General features: G+C 71.1%; 13 protein-coding genes. 6 read left to right on the top strand and 7 right to left on the bottom strand.

What is annotated here, in order from left to right:
• Positions 1–55 precede the first annotated feature (55 nt).
• Positions 56–868 (bottom strand): ABC transporter ATP-binding protein, encoded by an 813-nt coding sequence (locus AB0H78_RS36975; protein ID WP_363239202.1) that lies wholly within the window; start codon positions 866–868, stop codon positions 56–58.
• Entirely contained in the window at positions 861–1,772 is a 912-nt protein-coding gene (locus AB0H78_RS36970) for an ABC transporter permease (RefSeq protein WP_363239222.1), read from the bottom strand. The genes AB0H78_RS36975 and AB0H78_RS36970 overlap by 8 nt, the downstream gene beginning before the upstream one ends.
• Positions 1,773–1,925: 153 nt before the next feature.
• On the opposite strand from AB0H78_RS36970, the gene AB0H78_RS36965 reads away from it, so the two are divergent.
• Positions 1,926–2,534, top strand: a complete 609-nt coding sequence (locus tag AB0H78_RS36965; protein ID WP_363239201.1) for a TetR/AcrR family transcriptional regulator — start codon at positions 1,926–1,928, stop codon at positions 2,532–2,534.
• Here AB0H78_RS36965 and AB0H78_RS36960 read toward each other — a convergent pair.
• The 3 genes from AB0H78_RS36960 to AB0H78_RS36950 are packed head-to-tail and all read right to left on the bottom strand — an operon-like array spanning position 2,524 to position 7,528.
• Positions 2,524–4,038 (bottom strand): hypothetical protein, encoded by a 1,515-nt coding sequence (locus tag AB0H78_RS36960; RefSeq protein WP_363239200.1) that lies wholly within the window; start codon positions 4,036–4,038, stop codon positions 2,524–2,526. The two genes, AB0H78_RS36965 and AB0H78_RS36960, sit on opposite strands and share 11 nt — an antisense overlap.
• The gene (locus AB0H78_RS36955) at positions 3,963–5,264 is read right to left on the bottom strand and encodes a hypothetical protein (RefSeq protein ID WP_363239199.1); all 1,302 of its coding nucleotides are present in this window, start codon (positions 5,262–5,264) and stop codon (positions 3,963–3,965) included. The genes AB0H78_RS36960 and AB0H78_RS36955 overlap by 76 nt, the downstream gene beginning before the upstream one ends.
• The gene (locus AB0H78_RS36950; RefSeq protein ID WP_363239198.1) at positions 5,261–7,528 is read right to left on the bottom strand and encodes a glycosyltransferase; all 2,268 of its coding nucleotides are present in this window, start codon (positions 7,526–7,528) and stop codon (positions 5,261–5,263) included. Before AB0H78_RS36950 ends, AB0H78_RS36955 begins: the two co-directional genes overlap by 4 nt.
• 100 nt (positions 7,529–7,628) lie before the next feature.
• Between AB0H78_RS36950 and AB0H78_RS36945 the strand changes: the two genes are divergently transcribed.
• Entirely contained in the window at positions 7,629–9,704 is a 2,076-nt protein-coding gene (locus AB0H78_RS36945) for a CDP-glycerol glycerophosphotransferase family protein (protein WP_363239197.1), read from the top strand.
• Between the two features lie 20 nt (positions 9,705–9,724).
• Here the strand turns inward: AB0H78_RS36945 and AB0H78_RS36940 are convergent, their stop codons facing one another.
• The gene (locus AB0H78_RS36940) at positions 9,725–11,485 is read right to left on the bottom strand and encodes a hypothetical protein (RefSeq protein ID WP_363239196.1); all 1,761 of its coding nucleotides are present in this window, start codon (positions 11,483–11,485) and stop codon (positions 9,725–9,727) included.
• Between the two features lie 141 nt (positions 11,486–11,626).
• On the opposite strand from AB0H78_RS36940, the gene AB0H78_RS36935 reads away from it, so the two are divergent.
• From AB0H78_RS36935 to AB0H78_RS36925, 3 genes are all read left to right on the top strand, one after another.
• On the top strand, positions 11,627–13,171 hold the full coding sequence (locus AB0H78_RS36935; RefSeq protein ID WP_363239195.1) for a glycosyltransferase family 4 protein: 1,545 nt from the start codon (positions 11,627–11,629) through the stop codon (positions 13,169–13,171).
• Positions 13,172–13,201: 30 nt separating this feature from the next.
• On the top strand, positions 13,202–14,758 hold the full coding sequence (locus AB0H78_RS36930; RefSeq protein ID WP_363239194.1) for a glycosyltransferase: 1,557 nt from the start codon (positions 13,202–13,204) through the stop codon (positions 14,756–14,758).
• Between the two features lie 105 nt (positions 14,759–14,863).
• Positions 14,864–18,349 (top strand): bifunctional glycosyltransferase family 2 protein/CDP-glycerol:glycerophosphate glycerophosphotransferase, encoded by a 3,486-nt coding sequence (locus tag AB0H78_RS36925; protein ID WP_363239193.1) that lies wholly within the window; start codon positions 14,864–14,866, stop codon positions 18,347–18,349.
• Between the two features lie 51 nt (positions 18,350–18,400).
• Here the strand turns inward: AB0H78_RS36925 and AB0H78_RS36920 are convergent, their stop codons facing one another.
• Complete coding sequence (locus AB0H78_RS36920) at positions 18,401–19,468, bottom strand: glucose-1-phosphate thymidylyltransferase (RefSeq protein ID WP_363239192.1); 1,068 nt, start codon at positions 19,466–19,468, stop codon at positions 18,401–18,403.
• 225 nt (positions 19,469–19,693) lie between these two features.
• Between AB0H78_RS36920 and AB0H78_RS36915 the strand changes: the two genes are divergently transcribed.
• Positions 19,694–20,923 (top strand): glycosyltransferase family 39 protein, encoded by a 1,230-nt coding sequence (locus AB0H78_RS36915; protein ID WP_363239191.1) that lies wholly within the window; start codon positions 19,694–19,696, stop codon positions 20,921–20,923.
• Positions 20,924–20,952 lie beyond the last annotated feature (29 nt).

Here is a 20,952-nt window from a genome sequence, read left to right as displayed (position 1 = left end):
ACGGACAGGAGAAGGGGCGCCCACCTCGCCGGTGGGCGCCCCTTCTCGTGTGCCGCTACTTCTTGCCGGTGTGCTTCTCGTACGCGGCGACGACCTCGTCGGCGGGGCCGTCCATCCGCATCACGCCGGCCTCCAGCCAGATCGCCCGCTCGCAGGTCTCCAGGATCGAGCGGTTGCTGTGACTGACGACGAAGACCGTGCCGGCCTCCTTGCGCAGTTCGGTGATGCGCTCCTGGCTGCGGCGCTGGAACGTGGCGTCGCCGGTGGCCAGCGCCTCGTCGATCATCAGGACGTCGTGGTTCTTGGCCGCGGCGATCGAGAAGCGCAGCCGGGCGCCCATGCCGGAGGAGTACGTGCGCATCGGCAGCGAGATGAAGTCGCCCTTCTCGTTGATCCCGGAGAAGTCGACGATGCCCTCGTAGCGGTCGCGGATCTCCTCGCGGGACATGCCCATGGCGAGGCCGCCGAGGATGACGTTGCGCTCGCCGGTCAGATCGGACATCAGTGCCGCGTTCACGCCGAGGAGCGAGGGCTGTCCCTGGGTGAAGATTTTGCCTTTCTCGGTGGGAAGGAGGCCGGCGATCGCCTTCAACAGCGTTGATTTTCCGGAGCCGTTGGAGCCGATCAGGCCGATCGCCTCGCCCTTGTGCGCGACGAAGCTCACCCCCTTGACGGCGTGCACCCGGCGGATGCCCGGTGACTCCTTGCGGGAGATGATCCGGCTGAGGGCCGAAGTGGCGCTGCCCTTTCCCGAGCCGGCGCCCAGGACCTTGTAGACGATGTGGACGTCGTCGCAGACGACGGTCGGGGACCTGTCCTCGGGGTTCACCGGGAGCTCTGCGGGCGTTTCGGTACTGGTCTCAGCCACGGCCGTAGCTCTCCTCTGCCTTCCAGAAGTAGATGAACCCGCCGATGCCGGCCAGCAGCGCCCAGCTGCCCGCGATCAGCCACACGTGCGGGGGCAGGTCGCCCGCGGTGACGCTGTCGATGAGGGCGAAGCGCATCAGGTCGATGTAGATGGCGGCGGGGTTGCACCGCAGGGCCAGCATCACCAGATGCGGCAGGTGGTGGCTCTTGGTCACGTTGTCGATGGACCACATGACGCCCGAGACGTACATCCAGGTGCGCAGGAGGAAGGGCATCAGCTGGGCCATGTCCGGCGCCCGGCTGGTGATCCTCGCCATGATCAGCGAGAGCCCGGTGTTGAAGACCGCCTGCAGTGCCAGGGCGGGGACGGCCAGCAGCCAGCTCGCCCTCGGGAACTCGCCGCAGAAGGCGAGGATCGCGACCAGCGCGCCCATGGAGAACATCAGCTGCTGGAGCTGCTGGATGGCGTACGCGATCGGGAGGCTGGCCCGCGGGAAGTGGAGCGCCCGCACCAGGCCCATGTTGCTGGTCAGGGCGCGGGTCCCGGCCATGACCGACTGGTTGGTGAAGGTCCAGATGAAGACGCCGCAGACGAGCCAGGGCAGGAAGTCCGGGATCCCGCGCTTGGTGTTCATCAGGATGCCGAAGATGAAGTAGAAGACGGCCGCGTTGAGCAGCGGCGTCATGATCTGCCAGATCTGGCCCATCTTCGCCTGGCTGTACTGGGCGGTCAGCTTGGCGGTGGCGAAGGTGGTGATGAAGTGCCGGCGGCCCCAGATCTGCGTCACGTACGAGATGAGGGAGGGGCGGGCCCCGCTGATGCTCAGACCGTGGGCGAGTGCGTACGCGCTCAGGTCCTGCGGCGGCTGCGCATCCATGGCCGGCCGGGGGGCCGGCGGTGTCATCACGCTCACGGGCGGTCACTTTCGACGGGGGGCAGGAAGCAGGGTGCCGTGAAGGCAGTGACGATGGGACGGACCCGTTTCGTCGTCACGATGACAGTAAGACCGATCCTGCGTCGAAACGCAACCGTCCCGACGTAAGGTAAAATCTTTCCCATGACGTCGACCGACCCCAAAGCCGCACGTAGAGCGCCCGCCGGAGCCGCAGTGCTCCGCGAGGACGTGACGGACGCCATCCGGGCCGCTGTCTTCGAGGAGCTGGCCACCGTCGGCTTCTCGAAGATGTCGATCGAGGGCATCGCGCGCAGGGCGGGGGTCGGCAAGACGGCCGTCTACCGCCGCTGGAAGTCCAAGCTCCACCTGGTGCTCGACCTGGTCTCGGCCTTCGCCGTCCAGGGGCTCCCCGCCCCTGCCACCGGTTCGCTGTACGGCGACGTACGCGCGCTCCTGGAGTTCGCCTCGCACGCTCTGCGCCACCCCGTGGCGTCCCAGATCATCCCGGACCTGCTCGTCGAGGCGGCCCGCAACCCCGAGATCGCCAACACGATCAAGGAAGTGCTGCTCGACAGTCAGCAGGGACTGGCCGCGGCCGTCGTCCGCGACGCGGTGGCGCGCGGCGACCTGCCGGAGGGCGCCGACCCGGAGCGCGCCCTCGAACTGATCATCGGGCCGCTGTACTGGCGGGCCGTCGTCGTACGGGACGACCTGCCGAAGGGCTATCTGGACTCGCTGGCCCGGGCCGCGGTCGCCGCCCTCACAGCCTGAACTCCGGTACCCGCGCCAGGACTTCACCCGTCACCGGGCTGAAGGCGACGGCCACCGCCTCCGGCGGCAGCGACTGCCGCGGGGTCAGCAGCAGCCAGTGCACGCGGTATCTGCGCGCGATGTCGGCCCGTACGGTCGCCGTGGAGAGCGGCGAGAGATAGCGGTGCACATCCTGCTTCCGCCGCAGCCGGTCCTTCTCGGACAGTGCCGGATCGGGCCAGGTCGGGGCGACGAGATACGCGCCGTACCCGGGCAGCGAACGGCTGATGAAGTAGTCGTCGGCGAGCACGGTCTCGCCCGGCTCGACGTACCGGGTGACCCACTCGTACGTCCGCCAGTCCGGCGGCTGGTCGAAACCGACCGGATCCAGGGACCGCGGCACCACCGCCCCCGCCTGCACCGTGAAGAACCCCAGCGCGGCCGCAGCCACCGCGACCGGGGCGAGCAGCCGCCGGCCGAGCCCGCGCGGGCCCGGGCGTGCCAGCTCGACCGCGAGCGCGAACTGCGGACCGACCAGGGTCAGCCCGAGGAGGCGCCCGTAGGTGTAGTGGCCGCTGATCCAGCCGTACGCGACGAGCAGGCAGTCCGCGGCGAACATCAGGACGAGGGGGTCCCGGCGCGAGCGCCGCCACCGCACCCACAGCGCGGGCACCCCGAGGAGTCCCAGCCAGAAGCGGCCGCCGATGTGGTCGTACAGCCCCCGCTGCACCTGGTCCAGGAGGGCGGAGGTCTCGCCCGAACCGAGCGTGAAGGCGTTGAAGTACGGCCAGGAGGCGGCCACCGCCACCGCCGCCACGACCGTGAGCGACCAGCGCCGTGCCGTGCCGTCGTCCCACTCGCGCTGCCAGCCGGCGACGAAGGCGGCCACGCCCACCAGGGCGCCCACCGAGGTGATCGGGTGGATCAGCATCAGCAGCCCGATGAGGACGCCGAGCGCGGCGTGCTCCAGGTAACCCGTGCGCTCGCGCTCGTGCTCCAGAGCCGCGCTCCCCGTCAGCGCCCAGATGTGGAGCGCGAGCCCGGCCGCGAAGGCGCTCGGGTAGGCGAGCGTCGTCGTCATCGAGAGCAGTCCGAAAGAGCCGCTCCAGCCGGCCGGTTCGGTGCCCCAGAGCAGCACCATCGCGGCGAGCGCGAAGACCGGGGCCCAGCGGCGGGGGGTCAGCAGTCGGCTGAAGCGGCCGATCCCGGTGAGCAGGACCAGGAGGTTCACCGGGGTGGAGAGCTTGACGACCAGGCGTCCCGGCAGGCCCATCGCGTGCGCGAACAGCCCCTGGAAGAGGGCGTAGGGCGAGTAGTACGGACTGCCCTCGCCGGGCAGCGCCGCGAGGGGGTGCGTCGGGTGCAGCCAGTCGGCGCTGAGCCGCTCCACGACGGCGGCGTGCGTGCCGAATTCCCCGGCCATCGGGACGCGCCAGGTCGCCGCGGTCATCAGCGCCCAGAAGAGGCCGCCGACGAGGAAGTACGGGCTGGGGCGCCACGGGGCGGGGGCGGGGGGAGAGTGCACTCCTCATCGGTTCCGTGGCGGGCCGCGCCCGTCACAGACGTCACTCGATGAGCCCCGGCCCATTCGGCCAGCAGCGGAAGCCCGATGGCGGGGAGCAGCCAGACCATGACGATCAGCCGGTCGCCCCAGAGGGTGCTGTCGGGGTGGGCCGCCTGGTTGACCACACCGCTGCAGGCGGCCGCGGCGAGCACCGCCGCGAAGACGGGACTGCGCCGGTACGCCGCCCAGCCCGCGCCGGCGAGCAGTACGGGGAGGAGGGGCTGCAGGCACTGGTGGCGCAGCCAGCCGGTCCAGAAGCGGGCCTCGGTGTAGGCCAACTCCCGCCAGGGGTGGGGGACATCGGGGCGTGCGTAATGGTGGGTGAGGAGGTCCTGGACGCTGTCGTACGCGGAGGGGTAGTGCAGCGCGTGGGCGACGAGGGCGGTGGCGCCCGCCGCGCCCGCGGCCAGGGCGAGGAGTCCGGTCACCTCGGGCCCCGCCCTGCGGCCGCCGCGGCGGCGTACCGCTGCGACGGCGGCGAGCGCGGCGGCCAGGGTGACGCCGAGGAACAGCGCCTGCGTGTGCTTGACGGCGAACAGGGCGGCGAAGGCCGCCGCGGCGAGGGCGAACCCCCGGCGCGGCTTCTCCTTGCGGAGAACGAGCAGGTACCCCCAGACCACGGCGAGGGTCAGCACCATCAGCGTGCCCTCGGTCATGGGGCGCATCGCGGTGGCTCCGGAGGGCAGCGCGTAGTACAGGCCCTGGCCGGCGACCGCGACGGCGGGCCGGGCGCCGAGTGTGCGCAGCACGCGGACCACCAGGAGGCCGCCGGTGACGGTGACGAAGAGCGCCGCTGCCCAGACGCCCCAGGTCACGCCTGCGGCCGCGATGAAGGGGGCGAGCAGGAGGGGGTAACCGGGGCGCACCTCGAAGATGCGCAGGAAGCGGGGCCCGGCGAAGGGGGTGATGGGGGAGGTGGTGCGTGGGCCGCCGTGGCGGGAGATGGCGCGGGTCAGCTTCGCTGTGCAGGTGTGGTGGCCGGTGGGGGGCGGGGGGCTCTGGGCGCAGACGTAGGTGATGGTCCGGGTGGCGGCGGTCCGGGGGGTGTCTCCCTGGAGGGTGAGGGCGTACGAGAGGTAGTTCTTGGTGTCGGGGGTGGCACGGCCTGATACGGAGGTGAGTTGCAGGCAGGCGAAGAGGGTGGCCAGGAGCAGTGACCAGGCGGCGGTCCGTGAGCCTGGGCTCACGGGGCGGGGGTGAAGGGCTCGGTCTGCGCCGCGTCGTGTGGCTGTCGGACCTCGGCTGTGGGTTGGGGGACGTGGGGGGCTTGGATCCGGCGGATCTCTGCGTCGATCACCAGGTGGTCGCCGTCCCGTCGGGTCGCGGTGAACCGCCTTTCCCCGTCCGCCAGTTCCGTGGGCAGACTCGCTCCCAGCGGGGTCAGCACGCGCAACGGCATTCCGTCCAGGTACGCGTGCCAGCGGCCCCCGTCCGGCGGCGGCTCCACCGATGCCGTGAAGCGGGATCCGTCGCGTGACACCGGCGCGTACGTCACCTCGCCCGTCTCCCCGGAGCGCAGCTCCAGTTCCCCGGACGGGGATCCGCCGTGCGTCCCCGCCAGGTGCAGCGCTCCGCGTTCCCAGCGCAGTACGTCGGCGATCGCCTGCCGGGTCGCCTCCAGTTGGAGCTCGCCTGCCGGATCCGCCGTCGCGCACACCTCGCCGTACCGTCCCGGTGCGAGCCCCAGCCTGGCCGCCACGGGCAGTTCGGTGCCGTCCGGCAGTACCAGCCGGGCGCGCCAGCGCACCGAGCGCGGTGCGGCGACCTCCTTCGGGAGGCGTGGGGTGCGGGCGGGGGCGGCCGTCAGGTCCTTCAGCGGGATGCGGGCCGAGAAGGTGTCCGCGGATCCGTCGGCGTGATAGCTGAACTCTCTTTCGCCGTCCGGGTGCTGGATCCGGAGCACCATCGGCCGCACCGTACCGAAGAGCTGCCCCGTCACCTCCAGCCTGTCGCCGTCGAGCCGGTGTGCGTCCACCCGCGCGGCACACTGTCCGACGGTCACCGACGCCCGTCCGTCCCGGAAGTCGAGCGTGCCCCGCCAGCCGTGGCCGAGCTCCTTCACGAGCGGCTGTGCCGCGGACGCCTCCACCGGGCGTACGGCCGCCCGGCGCACCATCTCGCGGCGGACCACCACCACTCCGAGCAGCCACTCGCCGACCGGGAGCGCCAGCGGGTCGACCACCATGTCGAAGGTGTCGGGCTCCTTGCCGCCCTGCAGCGGTACGCGGCGCATCCGCCGGCCGCCCACCTCGCGCGCCATGCCCAGCTTCGGCCCGCGCCCTGCCTTCAGATTGCGGATCCCCGCCGTTCCGTGCAGCAGCAGTCGTCCGTCGGGCTGCCACTCCGCACCCAACAGCCGTACGGCCGAAGGGAGTTCACTGGGGCGCAGTCGCTCCGTGGCGTCCACTCCGGGGAAGGCGGCGCGGCGCCGCCAGGGCAGGCCGCGTACCGCGAACGTCCCCTTGCCGTGCTCCTGTTCGTACAGCAGGACCTCGAGAAGTTCGGGCAGCCGGCCCTCCCGGACCAGGCGCCACTTGATCCGCAGATCCACCGGCAGCTCGCCGGCGATCGACGCGTCGGCCGCTCCGAGGAAGGCCGCGGCCCCCGTCATGAACGCCTCGCGGTACTCGGGGCCGCCCATCGGCAGCCCCTCCAGGAAGTAGACGAAGTCGTCGCGCAGGCACGACACGTCGTAGGTCCGCTTCTCCTCCGCCGAGCGCTCCGCGCCGAGGAAGCGGCTGACCTCCGCGCAGACGTCGATCCGGTCCCGGACGCCCTTCACGTCCGTACGCCGCTGGGTGATCGAACCCTCCCGCACCCGCCAGTAGTAGACGTGGTCGGCGAGCACGTCCACCGCCTCTGCCCGGTAGTGCGCGGGGATCATCACCGGGGTGTCCTCGTACAACTTCCCCTCGGGGAAGGCGAAGTGGTGACGGTCCCAGAAAGAGCGCCGGAAGACCTTGTTCCAGGCGACCCGGTCGGCGAGCAGCTGCGGATCGCGGGTGATGTGGGTGCGCTCGCGCGAGGCGCCGGCGGCCAGCCACTTGTACTGCCAGGCCTGGTGGCGGCCCTGCCCGTCGAGGCGCCACACATTGCCGGTGGCGAAGTCGGATCCGGTGGATTCCAGGGAGGCCAGCATCCGTTCGTACGCGTCGTGCACGACGATGTCGTCGCTGTCGGCGAAGGTCAGATACGGGACCGCGGAAGTGGCGTGCCGCACCCCCGTGTTGCGCGCCGCGCTCAGTCCGGCGTTCTCCTGCCTGATGTACCTGAACCGCGGATCCGCGGCGGCGAATTTCTCCGCGATCACCCCGCTCGTGTCGGTGGAACCGTCATCGACGAGCACCACCTCCAGATCCCGGACGGTCTGCTCCGCGATGGACCGCAGGCACTCCTCCAGGTAATCCTCGACATTGAAAATGGGCACGACGACGCTCAGACGTGGCTTCACGTACACGTCAACACGGGGGCGCGGGAGGAGTTACCAGCGCTAACCCGAACGGGTGGTGGCGCGGTGGCGCGGTGCGACGATGGCACTACTGTCAGCGCCCATGCCCCGCTTCAGTGTCGTCATGCCCGTCCACCGGGTACAGGGATATCTCCGGGCCGCCGTGGAGTCCGTACTCGCCCAGTCCTACGGGGACTTCGAGCTGATCGTGGTCGAAGACCACTCGCCCGACGGATGCGCGGCCATCGCCGAGGAGTACGCCGACCGCGACCCCCGCGTCACCCTGCTGCCCCTCGCCTCGCACCAGGGCGTGGGCGCGGCCCGCAACGCAGGGGCGGGGCTGGCCCGCGGCGACCACCTCCTCTTCCTCGACGGCGACGATCTGCTGCTGCCCGGCGCGCTGGAGGCGATCGCCGGACGCCTCACCGAGACCGGCCACCCCGACGTCCTCCTCTTCGGCCACGACCGCATCGACTGGTGGGAGACGGTGACCCCGGGCGGCGACGACCTCACCGACCCGCTGTCGGCCACCCCCGTCCCCTGGAACCGCGTCTTCGGCCGCGCGTTCTTCACCGGCCACCGCCTCGGCTTCCGGTACGGGCCCTACGGCCACCTCCTCCCCGTCCACCGCGCCACGCGCCTCCTCGACGGGCCGCCCGCCGTCCTGGACCGCAACTGCGTACGGCACAGGATCCGCCGCGGCGGCTCCACCTCCTCCACCCCGGGCCGCCAGCACTTCACGCTCTTCGACGCCTACACCGCCGTGCTCGCGGACTCCGGGCCGCACCCCTGCCTCTTCGGGCCCATGACGGACCACACCCTCGCCGTCCTCGACGACCCGGGCCGCATCGCCCCCGAGGACCGCAAGGCCTTCTTCCAGCGGGCCGCCGAGCACTACCGCATCCATGTCCCCGAGGGGTACGACCCGCCGCCGCACCACCGCCCCCTGGCCACCGGTTCGTACGCGGCGCACCAGGCGCTCGGCGCGGCGGCCGACCGGCGCACCCGGGCCCGCTCGGCGGTCCTCACGTACAAGAAGCACCTGCGCACCCGGGCCATGCGCACGGCCTACAGCGCCGACCTCCGCACCAGCCGCCTCGACCCGAACCTCGCGGTCTACGGCGCCTACTGGAACCGCGGGGTCTCCTGCAACCCGGCCGCGATCGCCGCCCGCGCCCGCGAACTCGTCCCGCACATCCGCCAGGTCTGGGCGGTCAGCAGCCGCCACGCCGACCGGCTCCCGCCCGGCACGGAACACGTCATCGAGGGCTCGCGCGCCTACTGGCGGGCGATGGCGAGGGCGACGTATCTGATCAACAACTCCAGCTTCCCCGGCGGTTTCACGAAGCGTCCCGGGCAGGTCTACCTCCAGACGCACCACGGCACCCCGCTCAAGTCCATGGGTCTCGACCAGCGCCGCTATCCCGCGTCCGGCGGCTCGACGGACTTCGCGAAGATCCTCGCCCACACCGACCAGTGGGACTTCAGCCTCTCCTCCAACCCGCACTCCACGGAGGTCTGGGACCGGGTCTACCCCTCGGCCGCGTACGAGCACCTGGACCTCGGCTATCCGCGCAACGACACCTATTTCACGACGACACCCGCCGAGATCGCCGCACTCCGCACCGGCCTGGGCATCGAACGCGGCCAGACGGCACTGCTCTACGCACCCACGCACCGCGACTACGAAAGGGGCTTCGTCCCGCACCTCGACCTCGAACGGGTCTCGCGCGAACTGACCGAGGAATACGTCCTGTTGGTGCGGGCCCACTACTTCTACGGGGCACAGCCCGGGGTGAGCGGCGCCCGCGTCATCGACGTGTCGTCCCACCCGTCGACCGAGGAACTCGCCCTGGCATCGGACGCGTTGATCACCGACTACTCGTCCCTGATGTTCGACTACGCCTGCCTCGACCGCCCGATCATCACCTACGCCCCCGACTGGCCGGCCTACCGCGCATCGCGCGGCACCTACTTCGACCTCCTCTCCGGCGAGCCGGGCGAGACCCCGGGCGCGGTCGCCACCACCGAGGACGAACTCCTCGACCTGCTGGACTCCGTCTCCTGGGACACCGAAGCGACGACCGCGCTCCGGGCGGCGTTCCGCGCGCGGTTCTGTCCGTACGACGACGGGGGAGCGGCGGAGCGGGTCGTACGGCGCCTCTTCATGGCCTCCTGAGGTCAGCCCGCGTCCTGGGGTCAGCCCCTGCCGCAGAGCCTGCGTTCGGCCTCGACCGGGTCCGACGGGAAGCGGAAGGCGGTGCGGTCCCATGCGCCGGCGAGGTTCCTGGTGAACCGCCGGAGGGTCATGGGTTCCCGTACGGACGCCTGCAGTTCGGCCAGCGGGCCGCAGGTCAGCGCGTGCCGGGCGGCGGCGACGCGGCGGGGCTGGATGCCGGGCGGCGTGGGCGTGCCGGGGTCGGTGTAGTCGGCGATGATCCACTCCCGGGGGAGCGGTTTGTCGTGGCCCGCCTTGGTGAAGACGCGCGACTCGATGTGCGCGCCCAGCGGGTAGGCGAGACCGAGGGTGTCGATCGCCCGGCCGTCGAGCGGGATCACGGTGCCGGAGTGGCCAAGCCGGGCCTCGGCGCCGGCGAGGGGGGCGGGGATGCGCGCGGTGAGCGGCAGGATCGCGTACCGCTTGTCGTAGGACATCTCGATGACGACGCTCCGGGAGCCGGACTGCCGGACGCTGTCGAGGCGGTGGGTGAAGCGGAGGTTGCGTGCCGCGTGGACGCTCTGGCTCACCGGGTGCTCACTGCCGGTGGCGGCGATGTACCCGGCGTGCTCGTCGAGGATCGCCGATGCTCCGCCGTCGAGGTGCGGCGGACGCCAGAACAGGAGGCAGGCCGCCGCCCAGACGCCGAGCGCCGCGACCACGGCTCCGCTCACCCGGGTCAGGGGCACGAGCATCACCGGGAGCAGGAGCAGGAAGAGCGCGGGCAGCAGGGTGCGGCCGTGCATGAAGTCACCACCGACCTTGACCGCGTACAGCGTGCAGAGCAGCCCTGCGACCAGCGGGGCCGCGACGATCGCCGTATCGCGGCGGCCGTGGGTGCTGCGGCGTACGACCTCGACCGTGAGACCGGCGACCAGCAGCAGAGGGAGCCACAGGCGGTACGGCTCGACGAAGTTGCCGAGGTAGAGCAGACCCCGTCCCCACAGCGAGGTCGAGGCCTCCTTGGTGACGCCGGGGAGGGGGACGAGGATGCCGTAGTAGCCGGCCCGGAAGATCTCGTACGCGAGCGGCAGCGCGACGGCGGCGGCCAGCCGGGCCGTGGTCGCGCGCCATCCGGGGCGGCCGAGGAACCAGGCCGTGGCCAGGAACACCGCCGAGACCGCGCCCAGTTCGGGCCTGACCAGCGGGCCGAGACCCAGCACGGCGCAGGTGGCGAGGTGGGTGCGCGCGGCGACAGGGGCGGTCGCCGTCCGTACGAGCAACCACCAGGACAGGCCCAGCCAGCCGAACACCAGACCTGATTCCAGGCCCGAAGTCCCGTAGTCCCACACGGCCTGCACCGGCAGCAGGACCAGTACGCCGGCAGGGACGAGCAGCGACCGGGCGGGGTGGAAGCGGCGGGCGCCGTCCAGGGCGAGCAGGAATCCGGCGCCGGTGCAGAACACCCCGAGCGCCGTGGCCACCCGCGCGGGGTCCGTGCCCGGGTACAGGCTGCCTGCGGCGATCAGCCACTGCCACAGGGTTCCGGTCGAACTCTCCGCGCGTTCCCCGACGTTGAACACGGGGCCGTTGCCCGCGAGGATCTGGCGGACGACCCGCGTGTAGATCAGGCCGTCGTCCCCCACCCAGCGCTGCCGATAGCACGCGAACGCGATCAGCAGCGCAGGCGCGAGGGTGGCGAGGGTGTTCCAGGTGCGGTGGGGCGAGCGGGGAGCCGGCGGGGTGAGCGAGGGCTGTGATCCCGCGGCCGGGGCAGGGGCGCGTGTGAGGGCGGTGTTCACGAAACGGACAATACGCGCTATACGGGCGTAGGGTGGCGTGCGCCGATGGGGTGGCGCCCGGGGATGCGCGTTGCCGTTCTTCCTGCCGTCCCGTTGGAATCGGTGCAGGAACCACCCATCGCGCGCGACCGGAAGGCTGTCATGGACCAGGCTCGCAATGCGGAACGCCCCCGCGGCAGAGGCCGAGTGGTGATGCTCGTCGACAACGCCGTCAACGGCGACTCCCGCGTCCAGAAGTCCGCGCGGACCATGGCCGAGGCCGGCTGGGACGTGATCCTGCTCGGGCAGTCCCCGGACCGGCGCACCCGGAGCTGGCAGCTCGGCGAGGCCGAGGTGCGGCTGATCCCGGTGCCGGCACGGCTCGGCAGGCTGCGCCACCAACTGCGCCACCCGGGCTGGCGCCGGCCCTTCGCCTACCGGACCGCCGAGATGGCGCATCAGCGAGTGCAGCGGGCCAAGGCGTGGCGGGCGGATCTGCGGGTGCGGGGCATCGCGGAGCGACGGGCGTTCCCGCTGTCCCGGACGACTGCGCTGCTCGCCATGCGGTGGACGCTCTTTCGCCGGCGGCAGCTGAATGCGGCCGTCACCGCACGCAAGAACCGTGACACCCCGCTGGCCAAGGCGCGTACGGCCTTCTGGAAGCTGACCCTGCGGGACCGTTTCTGGCGGCGCATCGAACCGGGCCTGTGGGACGGCGAGTTGGCGTTCGGCCCCGTCGTCGACGCCCTGGCGCCCGACCTGATCCACGCCAACGACTTCCGGATGATCGGTGTGGGCGCGCGTGCCGTGCAGCGCGCCCGGGCCGGGGGCCGGACGGTGAAACTGGTCTGGGACGCCCACGAGTTCCTTCCCGGTCTCAAACCCCGTGCCGACCGGCACACCTGGATGCCGGGGCACTGCGCGCACGAGCGGGAGTACGCCCGCTGCGCCGATGCCGTCGTCACCGTCTCGGGAACCCTCGCCGAGCTCCTCCAGGCCGAGCACGACCTCCCGCGCCTGCCGGCCGTTGTGCTGAACGCGCCGGGCGGCGAGCCGCCCGCCGGTCCTGAGGCCGAAGAGACGCCGGACCTGCGGGAGTTGTGCGGCATCGGACCGGATGACCCGCTGCTCGTCTACAGCGGGGCAGCGGCGGAGCAGCGCGGCCTCGGCACGATGGTCGAAGCACTGCCGCAGCTGCCCGGCGTGCACTGCGCCTTCGTCGTGTCGGCGCCTCGGGGGACCTATATGAAGAGCGTGCTGGCCAGGGCGGAGGAACTCGGCGTTGCCGAGCGGATCCACATCCTGCCCTACGTCCCCTACTGGCAGGTCGTCCCCTTCCTGGCGGCCGCCGACGTCGGTGTCATCCCGATCCATCACTGGCCCAACCATGAACTGGCCCTGATCACCAAGTTCATGGAGTACGCGCACGCCCGCCTCCCCGTCGTCGTCAGCGATGTACGGACCATGGCGGAGGCCGTGCGCGAGACCGGTCAGGGCGAGGTGTTCAGGGCCGAGGACACCGCGGACTTCGTCCGGGCGGTACGTGCGGTGCTCGAAGCCCCGGACGGATACCGGGCCGCGTACGACAGGGCAGGGCTGCTCGACCAGTGGACCTGGCAGGCGCAGGCGGAGGTCCTCGACGGTGTGTACAGCGGCCTGCTCCCCACGCCGGCGCACTCGGGGGCATCGCGGCTCGTCACGGCGTAGCCGAGGGGGAGGGGCCGTCGTTGAACGGGCATGGCGACAACTCTCCCTGACGTAAGCGTGATCATCCCCGTCTACAACACCATGCCGTACCTCACCGAGTGCCTGGACTCGCTGCTGCGGCAGAGCATCGGCCCCGGCCGGATGGAGGTGGTCGCCGTCGACGACGGGTCGACGGACGGCAGCGGCAGGGAACTCGACAGATATGCGGCCCTGCGGCCGGGCGGGTTCAAGGTGCTGAAGCAGGCCAACTCCGGTGGTCCCGCGAGCCCGTGCAACCGGGCGCTCGAAGCGGCGCGCGGGCGGTACGTGTTCTTCCTCGGCTCCGACGACTATCTGGGCGAAGAGGCGATGGAGCGGATGGTCGCGGCGGCCGATGAGCACGGCTCCGACGTCGTCTACGCCAAGATGGCGCCGGTCAACGGGCGGGCCGTGCCGATCGCCGTGTTCGCCCGCACCGTTCCGGACATGGCGCTGGGCTCGGGAAAGCTCCCCTGGGCGCTGTCCAACACCAAACTGTTCAGGCGTGCGTTCATCGAGCGGCACCGGCTGCGGTTCATGGAGGATCTGCCCGCCTTCAGCGATCAGCCGTTCACCCTCGAAGCGGTCTTCAGAGCGGGCCGCGTCTCCGTCCTCGGCGACTACGACTACTACTTCGCCGTCAGGCGCAGCGACGAGAGCAATGTGACGCTCAGCAGCCGCCGCGTGGACCGGCTGCGTGCTCTCGTACGGATCATGGAGGTGACGCAGCGCTTCACCGAGCCGGGCCGCATCCGTGACAGCTTCCATCTGCGCCACCTCGACTGGGAGGCCCAACTGCTTCTCGACGAGAACCTGTTGACGGACACACCGGACGAGCGACAGCACCTGTTCGACGGTGTGCGCCGGCTGGCCGTGGCCCACCTGAACGAGGCCGTCCTGCCCAAGCTGAGGGTCAGCCGACGGCTGCGGCTCTCCCACGCGAAGGCCGGTGACCTGGACGGGCTCCTCGCTGTCATCCGCTACGAGCGCGACCACGGGACGCCGCCCGTCGTGGTCCGCGGCACACGGGCCTACGCCGGATACCCGTGCTTCACCGCGCCGGAACGCACCCTGCCCGACGCGTGCTACGACATCACCAAGCCCACCCTGCGGCGCGTCGCCGAGCAGCAGTGCACGGTCACCGGGGTCGACTGGGCGGACGGGGATCTCGTCGTACGGGTGCACAGCACGCTGCCCGACCTCGCGGAGTTCGGACCCGGCGCGGTGCGCAGCAGCATCGGACGGGTCGTGCGGTGCGCCGAGGCCGCACCCGAAGGAGAGGGCTCCGACGTGGAAGTGCGGGTGCCCGCGGCGGAGTTGCCGCTGGGCCGCACCGCTCTCCGGCTGTCGACGTCGCTGATGGAGGTGGCAGGAGCGGTCGAGGTCCCCGGCGCTCTCGAACTGCCCGCGCTGCGCCACCGCAAGGGCCTGAACCTGCGCCGCCTGACCGTGGAGCGCGACAGCACGGGCCGCCTCCAGGTGGCGGTCGCGCCGATCAGGCCGGCCAGGGTGGCCCAGCTGCGGCTGCAACGGCTGGCGCACGCCGCCCGTGGGGCCGACGCGAGCTGAACGGCAGCCGGCCGGCCCCACCCGTTCGGCGTACGCGTGGTGACCGCCGGGCCGATTGCGGGGTTGGTCCTCGCAAACCACAGCTCTCGAAGGACATGTCTTCTTATGCCGCCTCGGCTCAGCGTCGTCGTCCCCATCTACAACGTCGAGGACTATCTCGACGAGTGCCTGCGTTCGCTCGCCGAGCAGACCTGCGCGGACCTGGAAGTCGTCATGGTCGACGACGGATCACCGGACGGCAGTGCGGACATCGCCCGCCGGTTCGTGGCGGACGATGCCCGCTTCAGGCTGGTCACGCAGGAGAACGCCGGTCTGGGCGCGGCACGGAACACCGGCGTGGCGCACATGGACCCCCGGAGCGAGTTCCTGGCCTTCGTCGACAGCGACGACGTCATCCCCGCCGACGCGTACGAGCGGTTGATCGCCGCCCTGGACGCCTCGGGCTCCGACTTCGCCTCCGGGAACGTGATGCGGCTGCGGGCCGGCGGCAAGCTGCGGCAGTCGCCCAACTTCCGCAAACCCATGGCCTCCACCCGGCCGCGTACCCACATCACCCGGGACTGGGACCTGGCCGCCGACCGGATCGCCTGCAACAAGGTCTTCCGCAGGTCCTTCTGGGAGCAGCACGCCTTCGCCTTCCCGGTGGGGAGCCTGTACGAGGACATCCCGGTCGTCCTCCCCGCACAGTTCCTCGCCTCCACGGTCGACGTCCTCAAGGACACCGTCTACCACTGGCGCGACCGCGACGGATCCATCACCACCCGGCGCGCGGTCGTCAGGGGCATCAGGGACCGTGCGGCCCATGTGACCGGCGTCAGCACCTTCCTGAAGGGGCGCGGCGAGGCGGGACACAAGGCGCACTACGAGTCGCACGTCCTGGCCAACGACCTCTGGTACTTCATGGAGGTGCTTCCGCAGGGGAGCCCCGAGTACCAGGAGGCGTTCCTCCGCCACGCCAATGAGTTCGCCGACCAGGCGGAACCCGGCGTCCTCGACGGCCTTCCCGTACGGCTGCGGGTGATGTGGCACCTGGTGCGTGAGCGCCGCCTCGACGAGCTTCTCGCGCTCCTCGCCTTCGACAAGGCCCATCCCGGCAGTTTCGCCGTACGCGGCCTCCGTCGCCGGCGCGCCCAGTACCCGACCCTGCGGCACCCCGTGCCCGCATCCGTTCTGCGGCTCGGTGACACCGATCTGCCGCTCACCGCACGGCTGTTGGAGGCGCAGTGGCGCGACGGCAGGCTCCAGCTGCGCGGCTTCGCCTACATCCGCAACCTCCCGGCCGCATCGCGCCGCAGCGAGGTCAAGGCCGGCTGGCTGCGGGCGGGCGGCCGCAAGGTGCTGCCCCTGCGCCTGCGGACCGTCGCCGACGCGGAGGCCACCGCGCGCTCCCGGCAGCGGCTGCACCGCTACGACTGGGCGGGGTTCGAGACGTCCGTCGACCCCCGGCGGCTGCTGTCGGCCGGAACCGGCGGTGCGGGCACGGCCTGGCGGCTGGAGATCGGCGTCGCAGGACACGGGCTGCTGCGCCGCTCCGCCCTCGGGCCCGCCGACGCCCCGACGCCGCCCGCCGTCCACCGGCCCGACGCGACCTCGCGCATCGTCCCCGCATTCGAGGGGGGCAAGCTGGTGCTGTACGCCGAGGCGGTGTCGGCCAGGTTCGAGGAAAGCCGGGCGGCCGGTGACACGGTCGTGCTCGAAGGGGAGCTGGTCGGGGACGGCGCAGGCCGGGGACCGTTCACCCTGCACCTCGACCACCAGCACTCCGATGCGGTGGTCGTCTGCCCGGTGACGCTTCAGGGGAACCGCTTCACCGCGCAGGTGCCGCTGGCCGACTTCGCGGGCGCGCAGGCGACGTCTGCCAGGCCGGTGGATCCGTACAGCGCCCATCTCGTCGACGCCAAGGGGCGCCGGACGCCGGTCGACGCTCCCGGCACGCGCGCCACGGGCCGCTATCCGCTCGCGGATGCGGGCCGCGAGCTGTGCGTCACGGCGGGCGCCCGCGGCAATCTGCAGCTCTGCGACCAGACGGTGCAGCCTCTGGTCGACCGGGCGGGCTGGAGCGGGGAGGGTGAGCTCGTCATCGAGGGCTCGTATCCCCAAGGGCCTTCGTACGAGGTCGAGTTGGTCGCCCAGCACAGCGCACACCGCGAGGAGCTGGTCTTTCCCGTCCAGTACGAGAACGGCCGCTTCCGCGCCGCACTGCATCCGCACACCGTGGAAGGGCCCGGCGGCGAGCTGCCGCTCGCGGAGGGGAACTGGTATTTCTTCCTGCGGGAATCCGGAACCGGCACCGAGCAGGAGTCGCCCGGTGTCCCGGTCCGGCTGCTCCCCGTCCTGCATGCCTCCGTCCCCGCCCAACGCACCTTGAACGAAAGGGACTTCACCCTGGACCGGCGCTTCCACGACCAGCTGCTGCTGGTGTCGGGCTCCGTCCTCGCGGCCGACGAGCGCGGCGCCCACGGGCAGCACCGGCTGGCGGAGGGCTACCGTGCCGCCCGTACGCAGCCGCTGCGCGCCGCCGTCCTCTACAGCAGTTTCGACGGCCGCCAGTACTCGGACTCACCGCGCGCCGTGCACGAGGAACTCCTCTCCCGTGGCGGCGAGTTGGAGCACCTGTGCGTCGTACGCGACCAGCAGGCCCAGCTGCCGTCCGGTGCCCGCGCGGTGATCCACGGCTCCACCGCCTGGCACGAGGCGCTCGCCCGGTCGGCGTACATCGTGACCAACACCCAGCTGCCGGAGTGGTTCGAGCGCCGCGAGGACCAGTACGTCGTACAGACCTGGCACGGCACCCCGCTCAAGCGCATCGGGATCGACCTCACCGGCACCGCCGCGGCGAACGAGCCGTACATCGCGACACTTCCCCAGCGGGCCCGCCAGTGGAGCCTGCTGGTGTCGCCCAACCGCTTCAGCACCCCCGTGCTGCGCCGGTCCTTCGGCTACGAGGGCGAGGTGCTGGAGAGCGGCTACCCGCGCAACGGCCTGCTCCACGCGCCGGACCGGGAGAAGATCGCCGCGAGCGTACGGGAGAGGCTCTCCCTCCCCGAAGGCAAGCGCGTCGTCCTCTACGCGCCGACCTGGCGCGAGGACCGTCCGGCGGGAGGCGGCCAGTACGCCCTCGACCTGCGCCTGGACCTCAAGGCCGCCGAGGAGGCACTCGGCGATTCCACCGTCATGCTGGTGCGCCGCCACTACCTGGTCACCGACCGGCTGCCCGCCACCGCCGACGGCTTCGTGCGGGACGTCTCGCGCTACCCGGACGTCGCGGAGCTCATGCTCATCAGTGACGTGCTGGTCACCGACTACTCCTCGCTGATGTTCGACTTCGCCCAGACCCGCCGCCCGATGCTCTTCCACACCTACGACCTGGAGCACTACCGGGACACCCTGCGCGGGTTCTGCTTCGACTTCGAGTCCCAGGCGCCGGGCCCGCTCGTCCCCGGCTCGGCGGAGCTGATCGAGGCGCTGCGCGCCCCCGCCACGGCGACGGAGGCGTACGCCGGGGCCTACGAGGCGTTCCGCGAGGTCTTCTGCGACCTCGACGACGGAGCGGCGGCCGCCGCGGTGGCCGACCGGATGCTGGCACGGTGACCCTGGGGGCGGTCCGGGTGATCCGGGCCGCCCCGTCCCGCCGTCCTCCCGCTAGCCGGAGATCTGCACCCTGCTGTGGTCCCCGAGGACCAGCCGGTGGGCGGCCGGGATGCTCGGCGCGGGCGTGATCTCGACGTCCCGGCCGATGAGGGACGCCTCCACGCGCCGTACGCCGTCGAGCGAGGATCCGCTCAGCACGATCGAGTACTCGATCTCGCTGTCGGTGACCCGGCAGTTCTCGGCGATCGACGTGGAGGGCCCGATGTAGGAGTTCTCGACGGTCGTACGCGGCCCGATGATCGCCGGGCCCACGATCCGCGATCCGCGTACGGTCGCGCCCTTCCCGATCCGCACCCGGCCGATGATCTCGGTGGCGGCGTCCACGCTGCCCTCGTCGCTGGGTTCGAGCAGTTCCAGCACGGAACGGTTCACCTCCAGCATGTCGGCGACGTTGCCGGTGTCCTTCCAGTAGCCGCTGATGATCGTCGAACTCACCATCCGCTGCTGGTCGATGAGCCACTGCAGCGCGTGCGTGATCTCCAGCTCGCCGCGCGCCGAGGGCGTGATGGACCGTACGGCCTCGTGCACGGCCGGGGTGAAGAGATACACCCCGACCAGCGCCAGATCGCTCTTGGGATCGGCCGGCTTCTCCTCCAGGGACGCCACCCGGCCCGTCCCGTCCAGCTCCGCGACACCGAAGGCGCGCGGGTCGGGGACCCGGGTGAGCAGGATCTGGGCGTCGGGGCGGGTGGTGCGGAACTCCTCGACCAGCGAGGTGATCCCGCCGACGATGAAGTTGTCGCCGAGGTACATCACGAAGTCGTCGTCGCCGAGGAACTCCTCGGCGATCAGCACCGCGTGGGCCAGCCCGAGCGGGGACAGCTGGGGGATGTACGTCACCTCGAGGCCGAAGCGCGACCCGTCGCCGACCGCGGCCTCGATCTCCGGGGCGGTGTCGCCCACGACGATGCCCACCTCGCGGATGCCCGCCTCGGCGATCGCCTCCAGGCCGTAGAAGAGCACCGGCTTGTTGGCGACCGGTACGAGCTGCTTGGCCGAGGTGTGGGTGATTGGCCGCAGGCGGGTGCCGGCACCACCGGAGAGTACGAGTGCTTTCACTGGTCCGACCCGTCGTCAAAACTGTGAGTTGGCTGCGCGGTTGCCGCACAAGGGACAGGTTGTGAACGAGAGTTGGCGTGCCGAATTACGGGTTCCCGTGCGCCGTATGGGTGATTCACCTGAAGTGATGTTTGTGTAGATCCGCAGGGCAGCGAACTCGCTTGCGGCAATAGTGATTTCATCCCTCCGGAACGATGGAACAGATCGTTGCTACGTTCGGCGGCCATGAGCTTGCTGAACTTTCGGAAGGTCTTGGCCGCGCACCGTGGCATGGCCGTGGTCGTGCTGGTCGCGGCAGTGGGTCTCATCGGAAAGATGATGCTCGCCGCCGGCACGGGAGGGCCCGCGGACGTCCGCTTCTTCCATGGGTTCGCCCGGAACATCGCCGAGGTCGGACCGGTGCGCATCTATGACCACCCCATGGCGCATCTGCCGGTCTACAACCACCCGCCGCTGGCCGGCTGGATGCTGCTGGTGCTCAATGAACTCGCGGGCCGGGTGGCCGACTTCAGCACACTCATTCGCCTTCCGGCCTGCCTGGCCGATTTCGTGTCCAGCATTCTGGTGTTCGAAATCGTGCGCAGGCGTCGCTCCGTCCGTATGGCCGTGGCGTGCGGCATCGGGGTCACGCTCTCCCCCGTACTGATTCCCACCTCGGGATTTCACGGCAACACCGATTCGGTCGCGGTGATGTTCGCGCTGGCCGCCGCGTATCTGCTGGCGGACCGGAAAAGCCCGCTGGCCGCCGGGGTGTGCGCCGCACTCTCCATCAGCGTCAAGTTCGTGCCGGTCGTGGCGCTCCCCGCACTGGTGATTGCCGCGTTCCGTGGTGGACGCCGTCCGTTCGTGCGTTTTGCCGCCGGGCTGGGTGCCGTCTTCCTCGTCGTCTGGGGACCGGCACTGGTGACCGTGCCCCTGGCGCTCAAGGAGAAAGTCCTGGAGTACGAGGGCGGCCGGACTCGCCTCTGGGGGCTGATCCGGTTCGCGGACTGGCTCGGTGCGCCCGAGTCGACCATCGCCTTCATGCGCGGCGACGGGCACTACGTGGTGGTGCTGATCACGGTTGCCGCCGGGGCGTGGCTCGCCTGGCGGCGACCCGCCGAACTGCCCGCCGTGGTCGGCGTGACCATGGGCGTTCTGCTGCTGCTGAGCACTGCGTCCGGTGTGCAGTACCTGGCCTGGCCGGTGGCCGGACTCTTCGTCATCGGGCTCTGGGAAGGGCTGGGTTACAGCCTCGTCGCCGGCGCTCTCGCCTCCTGGGTCTACGCCGTCCACCGGGCCGTCAGGTGGAACTCCTTCGAACTCACCGTCGGCGCCGTCGGCTGGCTTGTCCTCGCGATCGCCCTCGCGTCGGCGGTCCACAAGGTGCTCGGAGCGCGGCCGCCGCAGGCCGGCGCCGGCTCATTCCCCCGTCAAGCAATCGAACCCCAACAGACCGTGGAGACACGTACGTGAAGGAAAGCAGCAGCTCCAGCCCCGGCCCC

The sequence above is a fragment of the Streptomyces sp. NPDC050738 genome (assembly GCF_040654175.1).
GTDB lineage: Bacteria > Actinomycetota > Actinomycetes > Streptomycetales > Streptomycetaceae > Streptomyces.
Note: the sequence above shows the minus strand (reverse complement) of the source record. Positions and strands in the feature narration are given on the sequence as shown.